The organism is Polynucleobacter finlandensis, from assembly GCF_018881755.1.
GTDB lineage: Bacteria > Pseudomonadota > Gammaproteobacteria > Burkholderiales > Burkholderiaceae > Polynucleobacter > Polynucleobacter finlandensis.
Genome location: NZ_JACVPS010000005.1, coordinates 57,667 through 78,406 on the forward strand (window position 1 = coordinate 57,667; position 20,740 = coordinate 78,406).

The window sequence follows — 20,740 nt, forward strand, 5'->3', positions numbered from 1 at the left end:
TTGCCTCTGTGAGACGCATCCGCTGTCGCTTTTTAGTCTTCGGTAGCCAAATGCAAGTGGAGCTGAGAGCGAGCAAAGTCACTGGAGTCACGTTGGCGATCTGCTTGTGCCTCAGTAGTATTACGAGCCGCTTCTAAAGCATCCAAATAGGACTCATTAATATCACCAGTGATGTAATTACCGTCAAAGCATGAGGCTTCAAAGTGTTTAATATTGGGGTTGATATCACTCACAGCCCGTTTCATATCTTCAACACTTTGATAGATCAGCTGGTCTGCGCCGATCATTTTGTTGATCTCTTCATCTGTACGCCCATAAGCCACTAGCTCGCTACGGGTTGGCATATCAATGCCATATACGTTCGGAAAGCGCACTGGTGGCGCAGCTGATGCAAAGATCACTTTCTTAGCGCCTGACTCACGAGCCATTTGCACAATCTCAAAAGAGGTTGTGCCGCGAACAATCGAATCATCGACAATCAAGACCGTCTTGTCTTTAAATTCGACATGCATGGCGTTCAATTTTTGACGGACTGATTTTCTGCGTACAGCTTGGCCAGGCATGATGAAGGTGCGACCAATATAACGATTCTTAAAGAAGCCTTCGCGGTAGTCAACCCCTAAACGCTTAGCCACTTGCATTGCAGCAGGACGGCTTGAATCTGGAATCGGCATAACGACATCGATTTCGCCGGGAATGGTTTCTTTACGAATCTTCTCGGCAAGGTAATCGCCCATGCGCATCCGTACGTTGTAAACGTTGACACCATCAATCGTTGAATCTGGACGAGCCATGTATACATATTCAAAAATACATGGGGTAAGAACGGCATCTGTTGCGCATTGACGTGATGAGAAATTACCATCCAGGTCGATGTAAATTGCTTCGCCAGGATTAACGTCACGAACAAAGGTAAAGCCAAGACCTTCAAGCGCTACGGATTCGGAAGCCACCATCCATTCAGGACCCTTGGAGGTGTCTATCCGTCCAATACATAAAGGACGAATGCCGAATGGATCACGGAATGCCAGCAAACCATAGCCGGCGATCAGTGACACCACTGCGTAAGAGCCTTTCACACGCTTGGTAACGCCTGTAACAGCGTTAAACATCGCACTTTCATCTAATGCCGCACTATTAGTTTCTTTTTGAAGTTCATCGGCCAAAACGTTGAGCAATACTTCAGTATCAGAATTGGTATTGATATGACGACGATCGCGGTACGCCATCTCAACACGCAAGCTCGGCGCGTTGGTGAGATTACCGTTGTGCGCCAAAATAATGCCGTAAGGTGCGCTGACATAAAAAGGTTGAGCTTCTTCTTCACTACTGGCGGAACCTGCGGTTGGATAACGAACCTGCCCGATACCTGCGTTGCCATGCAGACTGCGCATGTTGCGTGTTCTAAAGACATCTCGAACCAAGCCATTGGCCTTATGCATCGTGAAAGAGTTGCCATGCATCGTGGCAATACCGGCAGCATCCTGTCCGCGATGTTGCAAGAGCAACAAGGCATCATAGAGAAGCTGATTTACTGGGGAATGGGAAACTGTTCCAATGACGCCGCACATAGACCTAAATCCCTATTTTTATTGAAGGTGTAACTGTGGGTGAAATTTTTGGCATTGCATCACCCAATTGCTTTGCCCAATCAGGCGGCAGCCAACTCTTAATTAAACCTGTAGCCATATCAACTGCAGGACGTGTAATCGCTTTTTGCCAAGCAACGCTCTGAGGTATTGGGGTTAAAGCGGCTAAGGTTGCCAAGATAACAATAATCAAGCCGCCACGTAACACGCCAAAGACCAAACCTAAAAAACGATCGGTCAAACTCAATCCTGCAGAAAGCAAAATCTTTTGTACTACCCCGCCTAAAAGACCGCAGGCAATCAAAGTCAACACAAACAGAATTAAAAAACTCACTCCAAGGCTTAAGAGTTCATCCATGTGAAAAGTGGATAACCATTCGGTCGAAAGATAGTTGGTGTAATGGTAAGCAACCCAAGAGGCAATAAACCATGAAGCCAAAGCCAAGACTTCTTTAAATAAGCCACGAGAAATTCCGACCAATGCAGAAACCAGGAGCACAACTAGGGTGAAGTAATCCACCGTAGTTAAGTTAAGGGTGGACAGGTGATCCATTAAGGTGAACCTACCTCAACTAGGCGGGGCGTTAAGCCCATCGCCTTTACCTTTTTCTCTGCGGTATCAGCAGAGTCTTTGTCGGGGAATGGGCCGGCACGGAGTAGAAATAAGGTTACGCCGTCAGCACCCTTTTTAGTTGTAACAACATTTGGAATCTTTTGGGCTTTTAGCTTTGAAACCCAACCATTGACTCGATCTTCCGAAGCAAATGCCCCAATCTGCAAAATAAACTTACCAGACCCAGTCGAGGCCGCGGCAGGTTTAGCTGGGGTATCGGCTTTAGGCTTTGTGGTGGATACAACCACCTCTTCGCCAGCAGCCAATCCTAAGGCGGGAGATTTGTTTACTGTAGGTGTTGGTGCAGGCACTGTCTTGGTTTCAGTTACTGGCGCGCTTACTGGAGTAGAGGCAACTTTAACTGGGAGCGGATCCTTCTCTTTGGGGGCTGGGTCTGGTGAGATCTTGGCCTCAGTCTTCTCTACAGTCTTTACTTCTGGAGCTGGTGTGTTTGCCACTGGATTAGGCAGGCTAGTAACAATATTGACGGCAATATCATTACTCACTGCTTTGGGCTTGTTATCAAGAATTCTGGGGAGTCCAACGACGGCTACGAGGACCAATACCGCTGCACCGATAAGACGATGTCTGGCGCGTTGTTGCTCTGGATCTTCGGTAAGCGCTTCTTCCTGAGTCTCAAATGAGCGCTGCAGTGCACGTGGGGTAAATTTTTTAGTGGTGCGTCTTGCCCCTACTGAGCCTCTGTCAAGGTCATCAGACTGCGGTTTCCGCTTAAAAAGCTTCGGTAAACGAATCATTAATCAATGCGCCTGGTTGGTTCTATATGCCATTACGCCAGCAACTGTATAGAAAGATCCGAAGGTCACAATTCTATCACCCTCACCCGCTTTAGACAGGGCTTTTTGATACGCTGCAGCAGGATCTAAAAAGGTCTCAATGCCGCCATCATCGCCGTTTTTGACCGCTACACCAAGGTTTTGGAGCTTGGTAGCCAGATCATGTGCGCTGGCTGCTCGGGGAGTAGGCAAATCAGTGCAAAACCAGAAGTCCACAATATTTAACAAGGGCTTGATTACGCCCTCAATATCTTTATCTGCCATTGCCCCAAAAACGGCGTAGGTATAGGGGTGGTAACCCATCCGTTCAAGGCTTTGAGCCAAAGTAGAGGCTGCATGAGGGTTATGAGCAACATCGAGGACAACCGTAGGTTGACCTGGGAGTACTTGGAAGCGCCCTGGCAGCTCAACCATGGCAAAGCCATTGCGGATGTCCTGTGCGCTGACTGGTAAACGCTGATGGAGTGCCATCAAGGCAGCAATCACCGCCGAAGCATTGAGTATTTGATTTGCGCCTCTTAAAGCAGGGTAACCGAGACCACTAAAACGCTTTTTGCGCCCTGCCCAGCCCCACTGCTGTTTATCACCCTGAAAGTTATAGTCTCGACCTTGCAACCAAAGATCGCAGCCTAATTTTTCAGCATAGTCGATCAAGGTTTGGGGTGGCACTGGATCACCACAGATGGCAATTTGCCCAGGCCGAAATATGCCAGCTTTTTCTAGAGCAATCGCTTCACGCGTACCACCCAAGAAATCAGCATGATCAACATCAATGCTGGTAACAATGGCGCAGTCAGCATCCACAATATTGACGGCGTCTAAGCGACCACCCATGCCCACTTCCAATACCACTGCATCTAACTGCGCCTTAGCAAAAAGATGCATGATGGCTAGAGTCGTGAATTCAAAATAAGTTAATGTCGGTGCATCTACCAAGCTCACACGGGCATTTTCTACGGCAGTGAAATGCTCTAACAAGAGGGCGTCGCTGACCTCTTCTCCATTGAGCTTCGCGCGCTCATTAAATTTCAAGAGGTGGGGTGACATGTGACATCCGACACGATAGCCAGATGAAATCAAAATACTTTCTAAATAAGCACAGGTAGAGCCTTTGCCATTCGTGCCCGCAACAGTGATGACAGGGCAATCAAATTGAAGTCCTAGCGCCGCCTTAACCCGGCTAATGCGCTCAAGACCCATGTCGATGCCAACAGGATGGGCAGTTTCTAGGTGACTAAGCCAAGCCTCAAGGCTGGAAAAAAGGATTGGGGCTTGGTGGGCAGTGCTCAAGTGCGTTAAACAGCTACGCTACCTGCCACAGACGGCTCTGGTAATTTTTGCAGCAAGGCAAGCAAGCGGGCGATTTCCGCGCGCATCTGGCGACGATCAACAATCATGTCAATTCCGCCTTTTTGCATCAAGAACTCAGAACGCTGAAAACCTTCCGGTAATTTTTCTCGGACGGTTTGCTCAATCACGCGGGGACCAGCAAAACCAATCAAGGCTTTAGGCTCGGCCATTACTACGTCACCCATGAAGGCAAAGCTTGCCGAGATACCGCCCATCGTTGGGTCGGTCAGAACACTGATGTATGGCAAACCTTTTTTGGATAATAAGGTCAACATCGAATTGGTTTTAGCCATCTGGAATAAAGACAGCAAACTTTCTTGCATGCGCGCACCACCAGTTGCAGTGACGCAAATAAAGGCGCATTTCTTATCAATGGCTTCTTGAACGCCACGCACAAATCGCTCACCAACAACTGAACCCATTGAACCGCCCATGTATTGAAACTCAAAACATGCGGCAACTACGGGGATGGATTCAATCTTGCCGCCAAGAACCACTAAAGCCTCTGACTCGCCAGAAGCATCATTAGCTTCCTTCAAGCGATCCGGATATTTTTTAGAGTCTTTGAATTTCAGTGGATCGATTGGATAGATATCTGCGCCAATCTCATAACGGCCTTTTGGATCTAGCAAGCCATCTAAACGCTGACGCGCACCAATCCGCATGTGATGGCTGCATTTAGGGCAAACCGATAAATTAGCCTCGATATCAGTGCTGTACAGAACGGTTTCACAGCTGGGGCACTTGACCCATAAACCTTCAGGCACTGACTTGCGATTCGCAGGGTCAGTGTGTTGAATTTGTGGTGGGAGTAATTTATCGATCCAGCTCATGTCTTTTAGCTATCCAAGGCGACGCGAATTTCACGTATAAAGGTTTCAAGTGATTGTACTGCCTGGCCTGGGGGTGAATCTTCTAAAATCCGGATAATTCGGCTACCAATCACCACAGCATCAGCTGTGTTCGATACTGCCTTGGCGCTAGCAGCATCATTGATGCCAAAACCTACAGCAATCGGAATCTCAGTAGACTCCCGAATTTTCGGAATAATACTGGCCACATCTTGAGTATTGAGGTGGGAGGCGCCGGTTACGCCGCGCATAGACACATAATAGATATAACCAGAAGCTATTTTGGCAGCCTCTTTAATTCGTTCTAGTGATGATGTCGGTGCCAACAAGAAAATCGGGTCGACTCCGGCAATACGCATGCGCGCAGCAAAATCGACACACTCTTCTGGTGGATAGTCGACTATCAACACCCCGTCAACGCCTGCATCTTTAGCCTCAGTCGCAAAGCGTTCGGCACCCATTTGCTCAACAGGGTTTGCATAGCCCATCAATACAACTGGTGTAGCTGCATCAGTTTTGCGAAATGCTTTCACCATCTCTAAGCAGCTATGTAAAGTCACACCTTTTGCTAAAGCTCTTTCAGAAGATCGCTGAATCACAGGACCATCAGCCATCGGATCAGAAAACGGCACGCCTAACTCAATCACATTGGCACCGCCACGCACTAAGGCATGCATTAACTCCACGGTGATGTTTGGATCAGGATCGCCTGCAGTAATAAAAGGAATGAGTCCTTTTTTGCCGGATGCTTTTAATTCTTTAAAGAGTGCGGTAATTTTTGACATCACTTAACCTTCTGAACCCGTTGCTTGCGCAACCGTATGCATATCTTTATCACCGCGACCTGAGAGGTTCACCAGAATCGTTTTATCTTTTCCGAGGGTTGGCGCCATCTTGCAGGCGTAGGCAATTGCATGCGCAGACTCCAGCGCAGGAATAATGCCTTCAATCTGACAGCAATCATGGAATGCCTTGAGTGCTTCTTCGTCAGTAATAGCCACGTAGTCCGCACGACCAGAGTCTTTTAACCATGCGTGCTCAGGACCAACACCGGGATAGTCCATGCCTGCAGAAACAGAATGGGTTTCAGAGATTTGACCGTTCTCGTCTTGCAGCAAATAGGTGCGATTGCCATGTAGTACGCCAGGCTTGCCAACACAGAGAGCTGCAGAATGCAAACCACTATTAAGTCCATGGCCGGCAGCTTCTACACCAATCAGTTTGACCTCAGGGAAATCAATATAAGGATAAAAAATGCCCATCGCATTGGATCCTCCACCAACACAAGCCAGCACATAATCTGGTTGACGACCTGTCATCTCAGGCATCTGGACTTTGCACTCTTCACCGATGACACTTTGAAAATCACGCACCATCATCGGGTAAGGATGAGGCCCTGCAACAGTACCAATAATGTAGAAGGTATTGTCCACGTTGGTAACCCAATCGCGCATCGCTTCATTGAGTGCGTCTTTTAAGGTTTTAGTACCAGACTCAACCGGTACAACTTTGGCGCCGAGCAACTTCATGCGATAGACATTTTGCGCCTGACGGGCCACATCGACTGAGCCTTGGTATACCGTGCAATCCAAACCAAAACGCGCGCAGATCGTCGCAGTAGCAACACCATGCTGCCCTGCTCCTGTTTCTGCAATAATGCGTGGCTTACCCATGCGCTTAGCCAACATCGCTTGGCCAATCACGTTGTTAATTTTGTGCGCGCCAGTATGGTTTAAGTCTTCACGCTTAAGATAAATTTGTGCGCCACCCAACATCTCACTCCAGCGCTTGGCGTGATAAACCGGTGATGGACGACCAACAAAGTGTTTTAGCTCATAGTGAAACTCTTCCATGAACTCTGGATCATGTTGATATTTAGCATAAGCTTCTTTGAGCTCATCCAAGGCGTACATGAGTGTTTCGGATACAAACACACCACCATAGGGACCGAAGTGTCCTCTTGCATCTGGCTTGTCGTACATAGCTACCTTTGTGATTTAGTTACAGCAAATTGATTAGGGTGTTGACTGCGCATCTGCTGCTCGAACAGCTTTGATGAATTCAGTCATCAACGTAGGGTCTTTAACGCCCCTGCTGCTTTCAACGCCACTAGAGACGTCAACCGCGCAAGGATGTAGGCGTGCAATCGCCTCGCCCACGTTGTGCGTGTTCAATCCACCACTCAAAACGACCCGATGCGCGTTTGCGCTTACCCATGTCTGTGGAATTCCTTGCCAATCAAAAGGAACGCCCCCACCGCCGTAACCCTCAACCAGGGCATCTAGCAAAAAGGCGTTTGCTTGCCCATATTGTAGGGAAAATTCGTCAAAAGCGAAGCCTGATCCTACTCTTGCTGCTTTCATCCAGGGTTGGCTATCCGCTAATCTGGCGCAATCTTGGGGGCTTTCATCGCCGTGAAACTGCCAGAGAGTGATCGGTGCAATGGCCTTAATTGCCTCAAATTCGGCTTCTGAGGCGTTTACAAGCAAGCCAACCGCATCGACTCCTGTGGGTAGGCGTGAGATTAACTGGGCGGCAATATTCGGCGTTACGGCCCTAGGGCTTGGTGGATAGAACACAAAACCGACGGCATCAACCCCTGCAGCAACAGCAGCATCAATGTCAGCCGGGGTCTTTAAACCACAAATTTTGACCCGAGTTCGACCCGGAGAGTATGTCAATAAGCCCATAAGGTGATGATAAGGCTAAGCCTCTTTAATAGTCTTTCAGAAGAATCGGTGGTAACCAAGAATTTTCTAGCCAGGGCTCAGGAATAGCAAATTCATCTGGATAGGCAATTTTGGCTAAGTACAGACCATCCGGGGCAAATGTCGGCGCAGCAACCCTTCTATCTTTAGCAGCCAACACCTCAGACATCCACTCTGACGACTGCTTACCTGTAGCAATCATCAGAAAAGTGCCAACGAGATTTCTGACCATATGGTGCAAAAAAGCATTGCCACGTATCTTGAAATACAACCAAGGCTGAGCTGAAATGATCTCAATTGAATACAGGGTTTTGATCGGGCTCTTAGCCTGACACTCAGAGGATCTGAAAGATGAAAAGTCATGCTCGCCAATCAGACATTGCGCAGCTGCTTCCATCGCAGGAACATCAAACCATTTATCAGCGGGCATCATCAAATAACCAGCACGCGCAGCAGCCATCGGTGATCGACATGGTCCAGCGTGCATTGCATAAATATAAGTACGCTCGTAGGCAGAAAAACGTGCACTGAATTCTTCCGAGACTGGTTTAGCCCAGTTCACCACAATTGAGTCTGGCAAAAAAGAATTAATCCCCCTTACCCATGACCAGTCTTCACGCTCTACATTGACATCAAAATGCACCACTTGGCCCAACGCGTGGACTCCCGTATCGGTTCTGCCCGCAGTGATGACTCGAACGAGTTCGTCCGTAGAGTTATCGCCGACAAATCGGGTAATAGCGGCCTCTAATTTATCTTGAACAGTATTAAGGCTGAGTTGTGACTGCCAACCAGAATAGGAGCTACCGTCGTATTGCAGGCCAAGGGCGATGCGCATGGCCAGGCCTTAGTGGCTGCGGTGCTGAAGCTCAGACAGCAAACTCTGAGCTTCAATCGTCATCGCAGGATCAACAGCGTTACTCAAAGCTAATACTTCAGCCAGTGACTTCTTAGCAGCAGCAAAATCTTCAATCGTGATGTAAGCACGCGCCAGATTTAACTTCACACGCAAAGTATCTGCCAACGCACTGTCTGAAATATTCGCACTACCAGGAGTTGATAAAGCGTTGGGAATGGGGGTTGTTACAGCAAGAGGCTTTGCTAGATCTAAATCAATTCCAGCAAACAAGGCCTTTGCTCTCTCGGGCATTGCAATAGCCGGTGCCTCTGTAGCCTTAGTATGCACATGAATGGGTTTTGAATAATCTTGCAGCTCTGAGCGGCGTGCATTGCGAGCCAAGAACCAGAGCAATAGCCCCGTGAAAGCGATCAATGCAATAGCAACAGCTGCTGGTGCAAAGTTACCTAAACCAAAGTTGGGCTCCGCAGGTTTTTGCTGTTGTGTTTTTTGCAATAGCCCTTGAAGATCAGCAATACGCTTTTCTAATTCCGCTACACGTGCACGTGTCTGCTCAAGCTGTTTTTCCTGAGCAACCAACTCCTCGGTATAGCGGCGCTGCTCAGCATTACCTTCAGTACTTGAGCCAATCTTGAGACGATCCGCTGGAGCGCTTTCTTGATTTACAGTCTTACCTTTAGCAAGCTCTAAGCCCCCTGTCTTGGCTGTCTGATCAGCGTTTAACTGCGCATAGGCATCTGCGACAAAATGATTTGCCTCAGCCGGGCTAATGGAGCGCAATAAGGCTTGACTGGGTTTGCTTAATTCAGCACCGGCAGCAAGTCGGTTAATACTGCCACTAGCAAAAGCATCTGGATTGGCTTTAAACAGAGCCACAATCGTTTGATCCAAGGTAGCACCATCCAACTGCGGCGTGATTTGTGCGGCGATCTCTGAAAGCGTTTGACCTGGCTTAACAGTAATTTTTTGTACATCCCCCAATAACAAGGTGAATGTTTTACTGATGCTGCCAGATGACCAGTTCAAATTCAGCAAAAGATCCAAGAACGGATCATCTGTCATTGGAACTGCATCAACCGTCTCTACCAATACCATCAAGCGTTCTTGTTTATTCCGATAGACCATCGCTTGAGGATTTAAATCCAAAATCTTGCTGGAGATACCTAGACGAGAATACGCAGCCTTATTAGGTATGGCCACATTCAGACTATTGAGAACGCTTTGATCCTCTGGGGCTAGACGAATCGGAATTTCAACCCGAAGCGGCTCGCCTGGTCGGGATAATAGTTGCGGCGGACCCAATGTCAGTGCAGCAGTTGCACAAGACCAACTTAGTAAAACTAAGCAAAGCGCTTTTGTAAAACCCAGTTGGAGTAATCGAAACATTAAGCCTCGAGCAAAATACGCAACATGCGACGTAGTGGCTCAGCGGCGCCCCATAACAACTGATCGCCAACTGTGAAAGCGCCTAGATACTCTGGGCCCATTGCCAACTTGTGCAAACGACCAATCGGCACAGTCAAAGTACCACTTACGGCTGCAGGCGATAAATCGCGCTCAGTAGTCTCACGATCGTTTGGAACCACTTTTACCCATTGATTGTCATTGGCTAAAATGGCTTCGATTTCCTGAATGGGGATATCTTTCTTCAACTTAACGGTGAGGCCCTGTGAGTGACAACGCATAGCGCCAACACGCACACATAAACCATCCACTGGAATACTGCCAGGCGTGCGGAAGGCTGGACGACCAAGAATCTTATTAAATTCAGCGCCGCCCTTCCACTCTTCTTTGGTTTGCCCATTCTCAACAGGAACATCAATCCAAGGAATCAAGCTACCTGCTAAAGCGGTATTGCGGAAGTTTTTCTTCGGAAAATCTGCCGAACGCAAAGTTGCGGTCACTTTGCGATCAATATCCAAGATCCATGAAGAAGGGTCAGCTAACTCGGTTGCGACGCTATCGCGCAAAGCACCCATCTGCAAAAGTAATTCACGCATGTTCTGTGCACCAGCACCAGATGCAGCCTGGTAAGTCATGGCGCTAATCCACTCAACCATGTCAGCTTTGACTAAGCCGCCCATCGCCATCATCATTAAGCTCACGGTACAGTTGCTACCAATCCAGTTCTTACCGCCAGCAGCTAATGCCTTGTCGATTACAGGGCGATTGACTGGGTCTAAAACCAAAACAGCATCATCTTTCATGCGCAATGCACTAGCGGCATCGATCCAATGACCAGTCCAGCCCGCTGCACGCAGTTTCGGGAACACATCATTGGTATAGTCGCCGCCTTGGCAAGTCAAAATGATGTCGCAGCGTGCAAGTGCCTTGATGTCATTGGCATCTTGCAGGGTGTTTTCATTCTTAGTCACTTTTTGGCCATTCAGCAGAGGCACGGCGCCGCCCGCTTGGCTAGTGCTAAAAAATACCGGCTCAATCAGATCGAAATCTTTTTCAGCCAACATTCTTTCCATGAGAACACTGCCGACCATACCGCGCCAGCCAACTAAGCCTACTAAGGGAATATTTGTATTTGCCATGATGATTGCTATTTAATAAATGGAATTCGGTTGAATAGATTAAGCGAGCGCCGCCACAACAGCGTTACCCATTTCCACAGTAGAGACTTTTTTCGTGCCTTCGGTATAAATATCGGCCGTACGCAAGCCTTGTGACAATACTTTTTGTACTGCCGCTTCAATACGATCGGCTTGCTCAGGCATGCCCAAGGAGTAGCGCAGCATCATGGCAGCAGACAGGATCGTTGCCAAAGGATTAGCAATACCTTTGCCAGCAATATCCGGAGCAGAACCATGACTCGGCTCATACAGGCCCTTGTTATTTTTATCTAAAGACGCTGAAGGCAGCATACCAATAGAACCCGTCAACATTGCGGCCTCATCAGAAAGAATGTCGCCAAAGAGGTTGCCAGTCACAACAACGTCAAATGCCTTGGGAGCCTTCACCAGTTGCATCGCAGCGTTATCCACGTACATATGGGATAACTCTACATCCGGATAATCCTTGGCAACCCGAATCATGACTTCACGCCAGAGTTGGGATGTTTCCAAAACGTTGGCTTTATCAACACTACAAACTTTTTTACCACGCTTGCGCGCTGCTTCAAAGGCAACACGACCAATACGCTCAACTTCCGGCTCGCTGTAATGCATCATGTCGTAGCCTTCGCGAGCACCTTTAAACAAAGGCAACTCTGAAGTCCGAATACCGCGTGGCTGACCAAAGTAAATATCGCCATTGAGTTCGCGAATAATCAAAATATCTAAGCCGCCAACAATCTCTGCTTTCAGGCTCGAGGCTGCAGTAAGTTCGTCATAGCAAATCGCTGGACGGAAATTAGCAAATAACTCTAAGTGCTTACGCAAACCTAAGATCGCCTGTTCTGGGCGAAGCTCACGCGCTAAGGTGTCGTACTTCCAGTCGCCAACGGCGCCAAATAAAATTGCATCCGCTTTTTTTGCCAACTCTAAAGTGGCTGGTGGCAATGGATGGCCAGAAATATCATAAGCAGCGCCACCAACGGGGGCTGATTCAAGATCAAATTTAGGGCCGAGCGCGTTTAATACCTTAACGGCTTCAGCAACGATTTCCGGGCCGATACCATCGCCCGGGAGGACTGCAATTTTCATGAAAGGCCTTTAACTCTATAAAACTACGGCAGTTGTGTCGCAAGCCAAGGCATTTTGAGGATGCGCTCAGCTTCATAAGCCTTGATTTTATCTGCATGTTGCAGGGTTAAGCCAATATCGTCCAAGCCGTTGAGTAGGCAGAACTTTCTAAAAGGAGCCACTTCAAAACTGTAGGCTGCGCCGTCAGGAGCGATGACTTGCTGGGCTGCAAGGTCAATAGTGAGCTGATAGCCGCTAAAAGCCAGGGTTTCGTTAAACAGGTGGTCAACCTGCAATTCAGTCAAAACAATCGGTAAAAGACCATTTTTAAAGCAGTTATTATAAAAAATATCTGCAAAACTGGGGGCAATCACTGCTCTAAAACCGTATTGGTCTAAGGCCCAAGGTGCATGTTCACGAGAGCTGCCACAACCAAAATTCTTGCGGCCCAACAAGATGCTGGCGCCTTTATAACGCGCTTGGTTCAAAACAAAATCGGGATTAATGGGTCGATTGCTGCAATCTTGGCCCGGTTCACCATGGTCAAGATAACGCCACTCATCAAATAAATTTTGGCCAAAGCCAGTCTTTTTGATGGACTTTAGAAACTGTTTAGGAATGATCGCGTCAGTATCAACGTTCTCCCGATTTAAGGGAGCAACCAATCCTTTGTATACCGTAAATTTTTCCATGATGATCTTTTGCTGAATTTTTTCTTGGCTTACTTAACAGGCGTCACCACAACATCTTTCCCTTTTGTTTGGGATTGATTGTTGGTTTGCGATGTATTGGAACCACCCATTGAATTACCCATGGTCTGCATATCTTTGCCAAGACCCTCCATCATGTTGGAGCAGGCCGAGAGAATGATTCCAGCTACAGCAACTATCAGGAGTTTTTTAATCACGGTAAGCGAAGATAAATTCATCACTGTGCTTTCTTAAGAAATCTTACGAATGTCAACGAAGTGTCCTTCAATCGCTGCAGCAGCAGCCATCGCAGGGCTAACCAAATGCGTTCTACCACCATTGCCCTGTCGACCTTCAAAATTACGATTAGAAGTGGAAGCGCAACGCTCACCCGGCTCAAGACGATCGGCATTCATTGCCAGACACATAGAGCAACCCGGTTCACGCCATTCAAAACCAGCAGCCTTAAATACGCGATCCAAGCCTTCTCGTTCTGCTTGGGCTTTGACCAAACCTGAGCCCGGCACCACAATTGCCAATTTCACATGCGGAGAAACTTTTTTACCTAGGCGATCAACAACCTTAGCTGCAGCGCGCATATCTTCAATGCGACTATTGGTGCAAGAGCCGATAAATACTTTATCAACAGCAATATGGCTGATCGGTGTATTGGGTACGAGATTCATGTACTCCAAAGCACGCTCCATGGCGGTTCGCTTATTGGCATCACGCTCTTTTTCAGGATCCGGTACACGGTCGCTGATATCGAGAACCATTTCTGGTGAAGTGCCCCAGGTTACTTGGGGTGCAATCTCTTCTGCGCGTAACTCTACAACGGCATCAAACTTCGCATCAGCGTCAGAATGCAGAGTGCGCCAATATTGCATAGCGTGTCTCAGCGCTTCGCCTTTAGGTGCGTAAGGACGGCCTTGAATGTATTCAATGGTAGTTTCATCTACAGCAACTAGTCCGGCGCGCGCACCTGCTTCAATCGCCATATTGCAGACAGTCATACGACCTTCCATCGACAAGCTACGAATGGCTTCACCCGCAAATTCAATGGTGAAACCAGTACCGCCAGCAGTGCCAATCTTCCCGATCACTGCGAGAACAATATCTTTAGCAGTACTACCAGGTTGCAAACGGCCGTCAACGCGAACCAGCATATTTTTGCTCTTTTTCATGAGCAAAGTTTGAGTCGCTAATACGTGCTCCACCTCTGAAGTGCCAATACCAAATGCTAGTGCGCCAAATGCACCATGTGTGCTGGTATGTGAATCGCCACAGACTACAGTCATACCTGGCAATGTAGCGCCCTGCTCTGGTCCAATCACGTGAACGATGCCTTGACGCACATCATTCATTTTGTATTGCGTGATACCGAAAGCATCACAGTTTTGATCCAGGGTATCTACTTGAAGCTTGGAAATCGGGTCAGTGATCCCTTCAGAACGATCCGTTGTAGGGACGTTGTGATCAGAAACTGCTAGATTGGCAGAGATGCGCCATACCGGACGCCCAGCGAGATTCAGACCTTCAAAAGCTTGAGGGCTAGTGACTTCATGCAACAACTGACGATCAATATAGATCGTCGCTGTGCCATCATCTTCTGAGTAAACAACGTGGTCATCCCACAATTTGTCGTAAAGAGTACGGGACATAGAGTTCTTTATTTGCCTTATTTACGCACAGAAATGTTGGGAACTTTGCGTGAAGTCTCACCAACATACAGCTGACGAGGACGTCCAATCTTGTATTCAGGATCAGTAATCATCTCTTCCCACTGAGCAATCCAACCTACAGTTCTTGCCAAGGCAAAAATACAGGTAAACATTTCTGTTGGGATACCTAATGCGCGCTGAACAATACCTGAGTAGAAGTCAACGTTTGGATAAAGTTTACGGCTGACGAAATACTCATCTTCCAAAGCAATCTTTTCAAGAGTCATTGCCAACTTAAATAATGGATCATCTTGTAGACCGAGTTCTTCCAATACTTCATAGCAAGTCTCACGCATCAATTTGGCACGTGGATCAAAGTTCTTGTAGACACGATGGCCAAAGCCCATCAAGCGAACGCTTGAATTCTTATCTTTTACTTGTGCAATGAATTCATGAATCTTATCAACGCCGCCATTAGCCTGAATATCATTCAACATCTGCAAGCAAGCTTCATTTGCGCCACCGTGAGCTGGACCCCAGAGGCAAGCGATACCAGCGGAAATAGCCGCAAATGGATTTGTACCCGAAGAGCCACATAAACGAACGGTTGAAGTAGAAGCGTTTTGTTCGTGATCAGCATGCAAAGTAAAGATGCGATCTAAAGCCCGTACCAACACTGGATTAACTTTGTACTCTTCACAGGGAGTAGCAAACATCATGCGCATGAAGTTAGCCGTGTATGACAAAGAGTTATCTGGATAGATAAACGGTTGTCCTACTGAATATTTATAGGCCATTGCCACCAATGTTGGCATCTTGGCGATTAAACGAATCTGAGCTACTTCGCGCGCTTTTTCATCGGTATAGTCAATTTCGTCATGGTAGAAAGCGGCCATGGCGCCAACCAAACCTGTCAATACAGACATTGGGTGTGCATCGCGACGGAAACCACGCAAGAAGAATTGCATTTGTTCGTGAACCATGGTGTGGTGCATCACCAATTCTTCAAAGCCTTGTTTCTGAGCAGCGTTTGGTAACTCGCCGTTCAATAACAAGTAACAAACTTCCAAGAAGTCACAGTTATTCGCTAAATCTTCAATCGGATAGCCGCGATAGAGCAACTCGCCCTTATCGCCATCGATATAGGTGATCTTGCTATTGCATGAGGCTGTAGACAAAAAACCGGAGTCATAAGTGAACTTGCCGGTTTGACCGTAGAGTTTACGAATGTCAATAACATCTGGACCAACCGTGCCTTTATAAATAGGCAGATCAATATCTGGTGTGCCGTCTGAGAACGACAATTTAGCCTTGATGTCTGATTCAATCATTTTCGATCCTCTACTCTTTCAAAAATATAAGTAATACACCTATTATTCATGCCACCTTGATGCGTGTGCACCAAAATGTTGATTTACTTTTCCTTCAACTTCAACATCAAGCATTTAAAAGCCTCTGTGTCAGCAGACTCTTTAAGCGCCGCAACTGTATCTTTGCGCCCAATCAACAAATCCATTAAATCATTGTCTTCAAGCGCTAAAAGTTGGCCAAGCACTTTGCCGTCTTCTGCATTCAATTGATCACCATAGCGATCAAAAAAACGCCGCAGAATTAAATCATTCTCAAGCAAGCCTCTGCGGGCATCACTCTTTAAACGATATAACTCTGCATTGCTTAGGGTCATACTGCCCTACGTACCATCAATTCCTTGATCTTGCCAATTGCTTTGGTAGGGTTCAAATGCTTAGGACAGACGTCAACGCAGTTCATGATGGTATGGCAACGGAACAGGCGATATGGGTCTTCCAAATTATCTAAACGCTGTGCTGTTTCTTCATCGCGACTATCCGCAATAAAGCGATAGGCCTGGAGTAAACCAGCTGGGCCAACAAACTTGTCAGGGTTCCACCAGAATGATGGGCATGAAGTTGAGCATGATGCACACAAGATGCACTCATACAAACCATTTAACTCTTCACGCTCTTCAGGGCTCTGAAGACGCTCTTTTTCTGGAGGTGGGTTGTCATTGACCAAGTATGGCTTGATGGACAAATATTGCTTGAAGAATAATGTCATGTCGACGATCAAATCACGCACGACTGGCAAGCCAGGCAATGGGCGCAAAGTAATTACTTTAGGCAAGGTCAACATATTGGTTAAACAAGCCAAACCGTTTTTGCCGTTAATGTTCATCGCATCAGAACCGCAGACACCTTCGCGGCATGAGCGGCGATAGGTAATGGACTCGTCTTGCTTTTTCAAAGAAATCAAGGCATCCAATAACATCCGCTCACCAGTGAGTTCTAACTCATAGCGTTCCATGCGTGGTGCTGCATCGACATCTGGGTCGTAACGGTAAATTTCAAATATACGAATATCACTCATTTTTAATTTCTCTTCGCTTAGAAAGTGCGGTCTTTAGGAGGGAAGGACTCAACCGTCAATGGTTTCAATTGAACTGGCTTATAAGCCAAGCGATTCGCCTCGCTATACCAAAGCGTATGCTTCATCCAATTGTCATCATCGCGATGCTGGTGGTCATCATGTGAGTGGGCGCCACGACTTTCTTTGCGAGCTGCCGCAGAAACCATGGTTGCATTAGCAGTCTCAACAAGGTTGGCAACTTCCAAAGCTTCAATACGAGCTGTATTGAAGATCTGCGATTTATCTTTGACCCACAAATGTTTAGCGCGCTCAGTGAGCTTAGCCATCTGACGAACGCCCTCATCCATCAATTCCTGATTGCGGAATACACCAGCGTATTTTTGCATCGTCTTGCGAATGTCATTTGCAACGTCTTGTGCGTATTCACCTGAAGTGGAGTTATCCAATTGAGCAACGCGCTCAAGAGTCTGCTCACCAGCATTAGCAGGTAATGGCTTGAATTCTTTATCCTTCAAATTCATGCCAACAATATGATTGCCAGCTGCACGACCAAATACCAAGAGGTCGAGTAATGAATTGGTACCCAAACGGTTGGCACCGTGGACGGATACACAAGAGCACTCGCCAATAGCGTACAAGCCATTAATCACTTCGTTATGAATACCATTGGCAGGGATAACTACTTGACCATTGATATTGGTAGGAATGCCGCCCATTTGGTAGTGAATGGTTGGCACAACCGGAATTGGCTCTTTAGTCACATCAACGTTTGCAAAGTTAATACCAATCTCATAGACAGATGGCAAACGTTTCATGATGGTCTCGGCACCGATGTGGGTCAAATCCAAAACCACATAGTCGCCGTTAGGACCGCAACCGCGACCCTCTTTAATCTCTTGATCCATACAACGGGATACGAAATCACGTGGGGCTAAGTCTTTATAAGTTGGTGCATAACGTTCCATGAAACGTTCACCATCTTTATTACGCAAAATACCGCCCTCACCGCGACAGCCTTCTGTGAGCAATACACCCGCACCAGCTACGCCAGTTGGGTGGAATTGCCAGAACTCCATGTCTTCCAATGGAATGCCAGCACGTGCTGCCAGACCCATACCGTCACCAGTATTAATAAAGGCATTGGTTGAAGCATCCCAAATACGCCCTGCACCACCTGTTGCCAACATCACCACTTTGGCCTCTAGAATGTAGAGCTGTCCTGTTTCCATCTCCAGCGCTGTCACGCCGACTACGTCGCCAGCATCATCGCGGATGATGTCAAGTGCTAACCACTCAACAAAGAAATTGGTTTTAGCGCGTACGTTGCGCTGATACAAAGTGTGCAACATGGCATGACCGGTTCGGTCAGCTGCAGCACAAGCACGCTGAACTGGTTTCTCGCCATAATTTGCTGTGTGACCACCAAATGGGCGCTGATAAATAGTGCCATCTGGGTTACGGTCAAAAGGCATACCAAAGTGCTCTAACTCGTAAACCACTTTTGGAGCTTCACGACACATGAACTCAATGACGTCTTGGTCACCTAACCAATCAGAGCCTTTGATAGTGTCATAGAAGTGATAGTGCCAATTGTCTTCGCTCATATTGCCTAAAGAGGCACCAATACCGCCCTGCGCTGCAACTGTGTGTGAACGTGTTGGGAAAACTTTTGTTAATACCGCAACGTTCAAGCCGGCTTCTGCTAATTGCAAAGAAGCGCGCATTCCTGAACCACCTGCGCCAACAATCACCGCATCAAAACGGCGGCGTGGCAATGCTTTTTTAATCGCGGTCATCTAATTACACTTTCCACAAAATTTGTACGGCGTATGCCGCACACGCTACAAGATACAAAACACTGAATACTTGAAGTGTTAAACGAATGCTGACTGGCTTGATGTAATCCATCCAGATGTCACGAATGCCGATCCAAGCGTGATAGAACAAGCTAATGAATGTCACCAGCGTTAACAGCTTCATGAATTGGTTGCTAAATAAGCCCGCCCAACCTTCATAGGTAGCGCTGCCCGTAATGCAATAGTCGACCAATAAAACAACTGTGAACACCACCATCACAATCGCAGTAATGCGTTGGATGATCCATTCTTTAAGGCCGTAATGAGCACCTACAACTAAGCGCTTTGGTCCAATTTGATAAATAGGCATGAAATTTCCTTAATGAATGAGCGCTTAGTACAAGCCGAATAATTTGAGGCCAACCACTGCGGTCAGGGCTACGCCAATGCAGAAAACAACAATTGCCGAACGATTCGCTTCATGCTTCTCTACGCCGATTTCTAAATCGAGCAAGAGATAACGAATGCCTGCGCAGAAATGGTGCAAGAAACACCAAATCAAGCCGAGACAAATGATTTTGACTAAAACGTTGCCAGTGATAGCTTGGAAATTTTGATAGCTCAACTCAGAAGCAAGACTCTGATCGAAGATATAGAGAATGAACGGCAGCATCAGAAATAAAACTGCACCACTAATGCGATGAAGGATGGAAACTTTGCCAGCCCAAGGGAGGCGGTACTTTACTAACTGGGCGAGGCCAATATTTCGGTAAACCGGTTTGGCACTCTTTACTTCCTGATTTGCATCAACCATGTGTCATCTCAATCGTTAGTTGGAGGTTCTTTGCTACTTTGTTGTATCGCAACATATTCTATTGGAAACCTTAGGGCTAGTGTGGATTTTTTGGCTTTATAAGGGTCTAAATACTGGTTTTTACCGATATAGATCAATTCAATTTATTCACATAGTGCTGTTGTGAAGTGTCGTACCTTGCGTGCCGAATTTCTACTGGTTTATTCCCGTAGGTAAACGCAACACGATCCACCAAGAGCAGCGCATGACCAAGTGGGAGCTCTAAATAGTTCGCCAACTCTTGATCAGCATTGATGGCCTTAATGTGTTCTTCTGCCCTGACCATATGGGTGCCATAGAGACTTTCGTAAAACGCATACATCGGTCCTGACCAGGCATTCAGTTTTTCTAGGGTCAAACCCTTAAATCGGGAAGCCGAGAGCCAAATCTCTTCAAAAACAATCGGTTTGCCGTTAAAACTCTGAATACGCTCAATACGGATGACAGGGTCACCTGCCTTTAATTTAAGCAAGTGCGCTATGGATGTTGTGGATTTCTGTTGAGTGCAAGCCAAAAAACGATTTACCAGATGAAATTTTTCGCCTGACTCTCGCTCTAGTCGCAAAAAACGGTATTGCCAGTCATCACCTTGGTGGGTGGCTACATAAGTGCCTTTACCTTGTCTACGCACCAAGAGGTTTTCGGCTGCTAACTCATCAATGGCCTTGCGAACCGTGCCTTGACTGACTAAATATCGGGCTGCTAGCTCCATTTCACTGGGGATGGAAGAGCCAGGAAGCCACTCTGCAGCTTGCAAACTAGCCAAAATCATCGCCTTAATCTGTTGATATAGAGGGCTAAATGAGGCTGACGGCAAAGAAGGAATCGACAAATTAACTCCAGAGCTAGTTCAAGTGGCTAAAATCAAGGTATTCACATGTCTTATATAAGACAGGATTCACAGTGTAAATGGAAAATCCACCCACTTGAATGGATAATAGAAAAGTTTTCATTAAT

General features: G+C 47.0%; 22 protein-coding genes. All 22 read right to left on the reverse strand.

Going from position 1 to position 20,740, the window contains the following annotated elements:
* Positions 1-32: 32 nt before the first annotated feature.
* Positions 33-1,571: an amidophosphoribosyltransferase gene (gene purF, locus ICN49_RS04840; protein ID WP_216166336.1), complete on the reverse strand. Its 1,539-nt coding sequence runs from the start codon at positions 1,569-1,571 to the stop codon at positions 33-35.
* A gap of 4 nt (positions 1,572-1,575) precedes the next feature.
* The gene (locus tag ICN49_RS04845; protein ID WP_216166338.1) at positions 1,576-2,142 is read right to left on the reverse strand and encodes a CvpA family protein; all 567 of its coding nucleotides are present in this window, start codon (positions 2,140-2,142) and stop codon (positions 1,576-1,578) included.
* Positions 2,142-2,960: an SPOR domain-containing protein gene (locus tag ICN49_RS04850; RefSeq protein WP_216166340.1), complete on the reverse strand. Its 819-nt coding sequence runs from the start codon at positions 2,958-2,960 to the stop codon at positions 2,142-2,144. The genes ICN49_RS04845 and ICN49_RS04850 overlap by 1 nt, the downstream gene beginning before the upstream one ends.
* A gap of 3 nt (positions 2,961-2,963) precedes the next feature.
* On the reverse strand, positions 2,964-4,289 hold the full coding sequence (folC, locus tag ICN49_RS04855; protein ID WP_216861136.1) for a bifunctional tetrahydrofolate synthase/dihydrofolate synthase: 1,326 nt from the start codon (positions 4,287-4,289) through the stop codon (positions 2,964-2,966).
* Between the two features lie 5 nt (positions 4,290-4,294).
* Positions 4,295-5,182, reverse strand: coding sequence for an acetyl-CoA carboxylase, carboxyltransferase subunit beta (accD, locus tag ICN49_RS04860; RefSeq protein WP_216166342.1), 888 nt, complete (start codon positions 5,180-5,182; stop codon positions 4,295-4,297).
* Between the two features lie 5 nt (positions 5,183-5,187).
* Positions 5,188-5,985 (reverse strand): tryptophan synthase subunit alpha, encoded by a 798-nt coding sequence (gene trpA / locus ICN49_RS04865; RefSeq protein WP_216166344.1) that lies wholly within the window; start codon positions 5,983-5,985, stop codon positions 5,188-5,190.
* 3 nt (positions 5,986-5,988) lie between these two features.
* Complete coding sequence (gene trpB / locus ICN49_RS04870; RefSeq protein WP_216166346.1) at positions 5,989-7,182, reverse strand: tryptophan synthase subunit beta; 1,194 nt, start codon at positions 7,180-7,182, stop codon at positions 5,989-5,991.
* Between the two features lie 33 nt (positions 7,183-7,215).
* Positions 7,216-7,890, reverse strand: coding sequence for a phosphoribosylanthranilate isomerase (locus tag ICN49_RS04875; protein ID WP_216166348.1), 675 nt, complete (start codon positions 7,888-7,890; stop codon positions 7,216-7,218).
* Positions 7,891-7,915: 25 nt separating this feature from the next.
* A complete protein-coding gene (truA, locus tag ICN49_RS04880; protein WP_216166350.1) occupies positions 7,916-8,746 on the reverse strand; it encodes a tRNA pseudouridine(38-40) synthase TruA in 831 nt (276 codons plus the stop codon).
* 9 nt (positions 8,747-8,755) lie between these two features.
* A complete protein-coding gene (locus tag ICN49_RS04885; RefSeq protein ID WP_216166351.1) occupies positions 8,756-10,153 on the reverse strand; it encodes a FimV/HubP family polar landmark protein in 1,398 nt (465 codons plus the stop codon).
* Entirely contained in the window at positions 10,153-11,310 is a 1,158-nt protein-coding gene (gene asd, locus ICN49_RS04890) for an aspartate-semialdehyde dehydrogenase (protein ID WP_216166352.1), read from the reverse strand. Before asd ends, ICN49_RS04885 begins: the two co-directional genes overlap by 1 nt.
* A 39-nt stretch (positions 11,311-11,349) precedes the next feature.
* The gene (gene leuB, locus ICN49_RS04895; protein WP_216166353.1) at positions 11,350-12,420 is read right to left on the reverse strand and encodes a 3-isopropylmalate dehydrogenase; all 1,071 of its coding nucleotides are present in this window, start codon (positions 12,418-12,420) and stop codon (positions 11,350-11,352) included.
* Positions 12,421-12,443: 23 nt separating this feature from the next.
* The gene (leuD, locus tag ICN49_RS04900) at positions 12,444-13,091 is read right to left on the reverse strand and encodes a 3-isopropylmalate dehydratase small subunit (protein WP_216166354.1); all 648 of its coding nucleotides are present in this window, start codon (positions 13,089-13,091) and stop codon (positions 12,444-12,446) included.
* Between the two features lie 29 nt (positions 13,092-13,120).
* Positions 13,121-13,327: a hypothetical protein gene (locus ICN49_RS04905; RefSeq protein ID WP_216166508.1), complete on the reverse strand. Its 207-nt coding sequence runs from the start codon at positions 13,325-13,327 to the stop codon at positions 13,121-13,123.
* Positions 13,328-13,339: 12 nt separating this feature from the next.
* Positions 13,340-14,749 carry a 3-isopropylmalate dehydratase large subunit gene (leuC, locus tag ICN49_RS04910; RefSeq protein WP_216166355.1) on the reverse strand — a complete coding sequence of 470 codons (1,410 nt, stop codon included), beginning with the start codon at positions 14,747-14,749 and terminating at the stop codon, positions 13,340-13,342.
* 17 nt (positions 14,750-14,766) lie between these two features.
* Positions 14,767-16,080: a citrate synthase gene (gltA, locus tag ICN49_RS04915; RefSeq protein ID WP_216166356.1), complete on the reverse strand. Its 1,314-nt coding sequence runs from the start codon at positions 16,078-16,080 to the stop codon at positions 14,767-14,769.
* 83 nt (positions 16,081-16,163) lie between these two features.
* A complete protein-coding gene (locus tag ICN49_RS04920; RefSeq protein ID WP_216166357.1) occupies positions 16,164-16,433 on the reverse strand; it encodes an FAD assembly factor SdhE in 270 nt (89 codons plus the stop codon).
* Positions 16,430-17,134, reverse strand: coding sequence for a succinate dehydrogenase iron-sulfur subunit (locus tag ICN49_RS04925; protein ID WP_216166358.1), 705 nt, complete (start codon positions 17,132-17,134; stop codon positions 16,430-16,432). Before ICN49_RS04925 ends, ICN49_RS04920 begins: the two co-directional genes overlap by 4 nt.
* A 17-nt stretch (positions 17,135-17,151) precedes the next feature.
* Positions 17,152-18,930, reverse strand: coding sequence for a succinate dehydrogenase flavoprotein subunit (gene sdhA / locus ICN49_RS04930; protein WP_216166359.1), 1,779 nt, complete (start codon positions 18,928-18,930; stop codon positions 17,152-17,154).
* A 4-nt stretch (positions 18,931-18,934) separates the two neighbouring features.
* Positions 18,935-19,300, reverse strand: a complete 366-nt coding sequence (gene sdhD / locus ICN49_RS04935) for a succinate dehydrogenase, hydrophobic membrane anchor protein (protein WP_216166360.1) — start codon at positions 19,298-19,300, stop codon at positions 18,935-18,937.
* A gap of 24 nt (positions 19,301-19,324) precedes the next feature.
* Positions 19,325-19,744, reverse strand: coding sequence for a succinate dehydrogenase, cytochrome b556 subunit (sdhC, locus tag ICN49_RS04940; RefSeq protein ID WP_216166361.1), 420 nt, complete (start codon positions 19,742-19,744; stop codon positions 19,325-19,327).
* 133 nt (positions 19,745-19,877) lie between these two features.
* Entirely contained in the window at positions 19,878-20,615 is a 738-nt protein-coding gene (locus ICN49_RS04945; protein WP_216166362.1) for a GntR family transcriptional regulator, read from the reverse strand.
* Positions 20,616-20,740 lie beyond the last annotated feature (125 nt).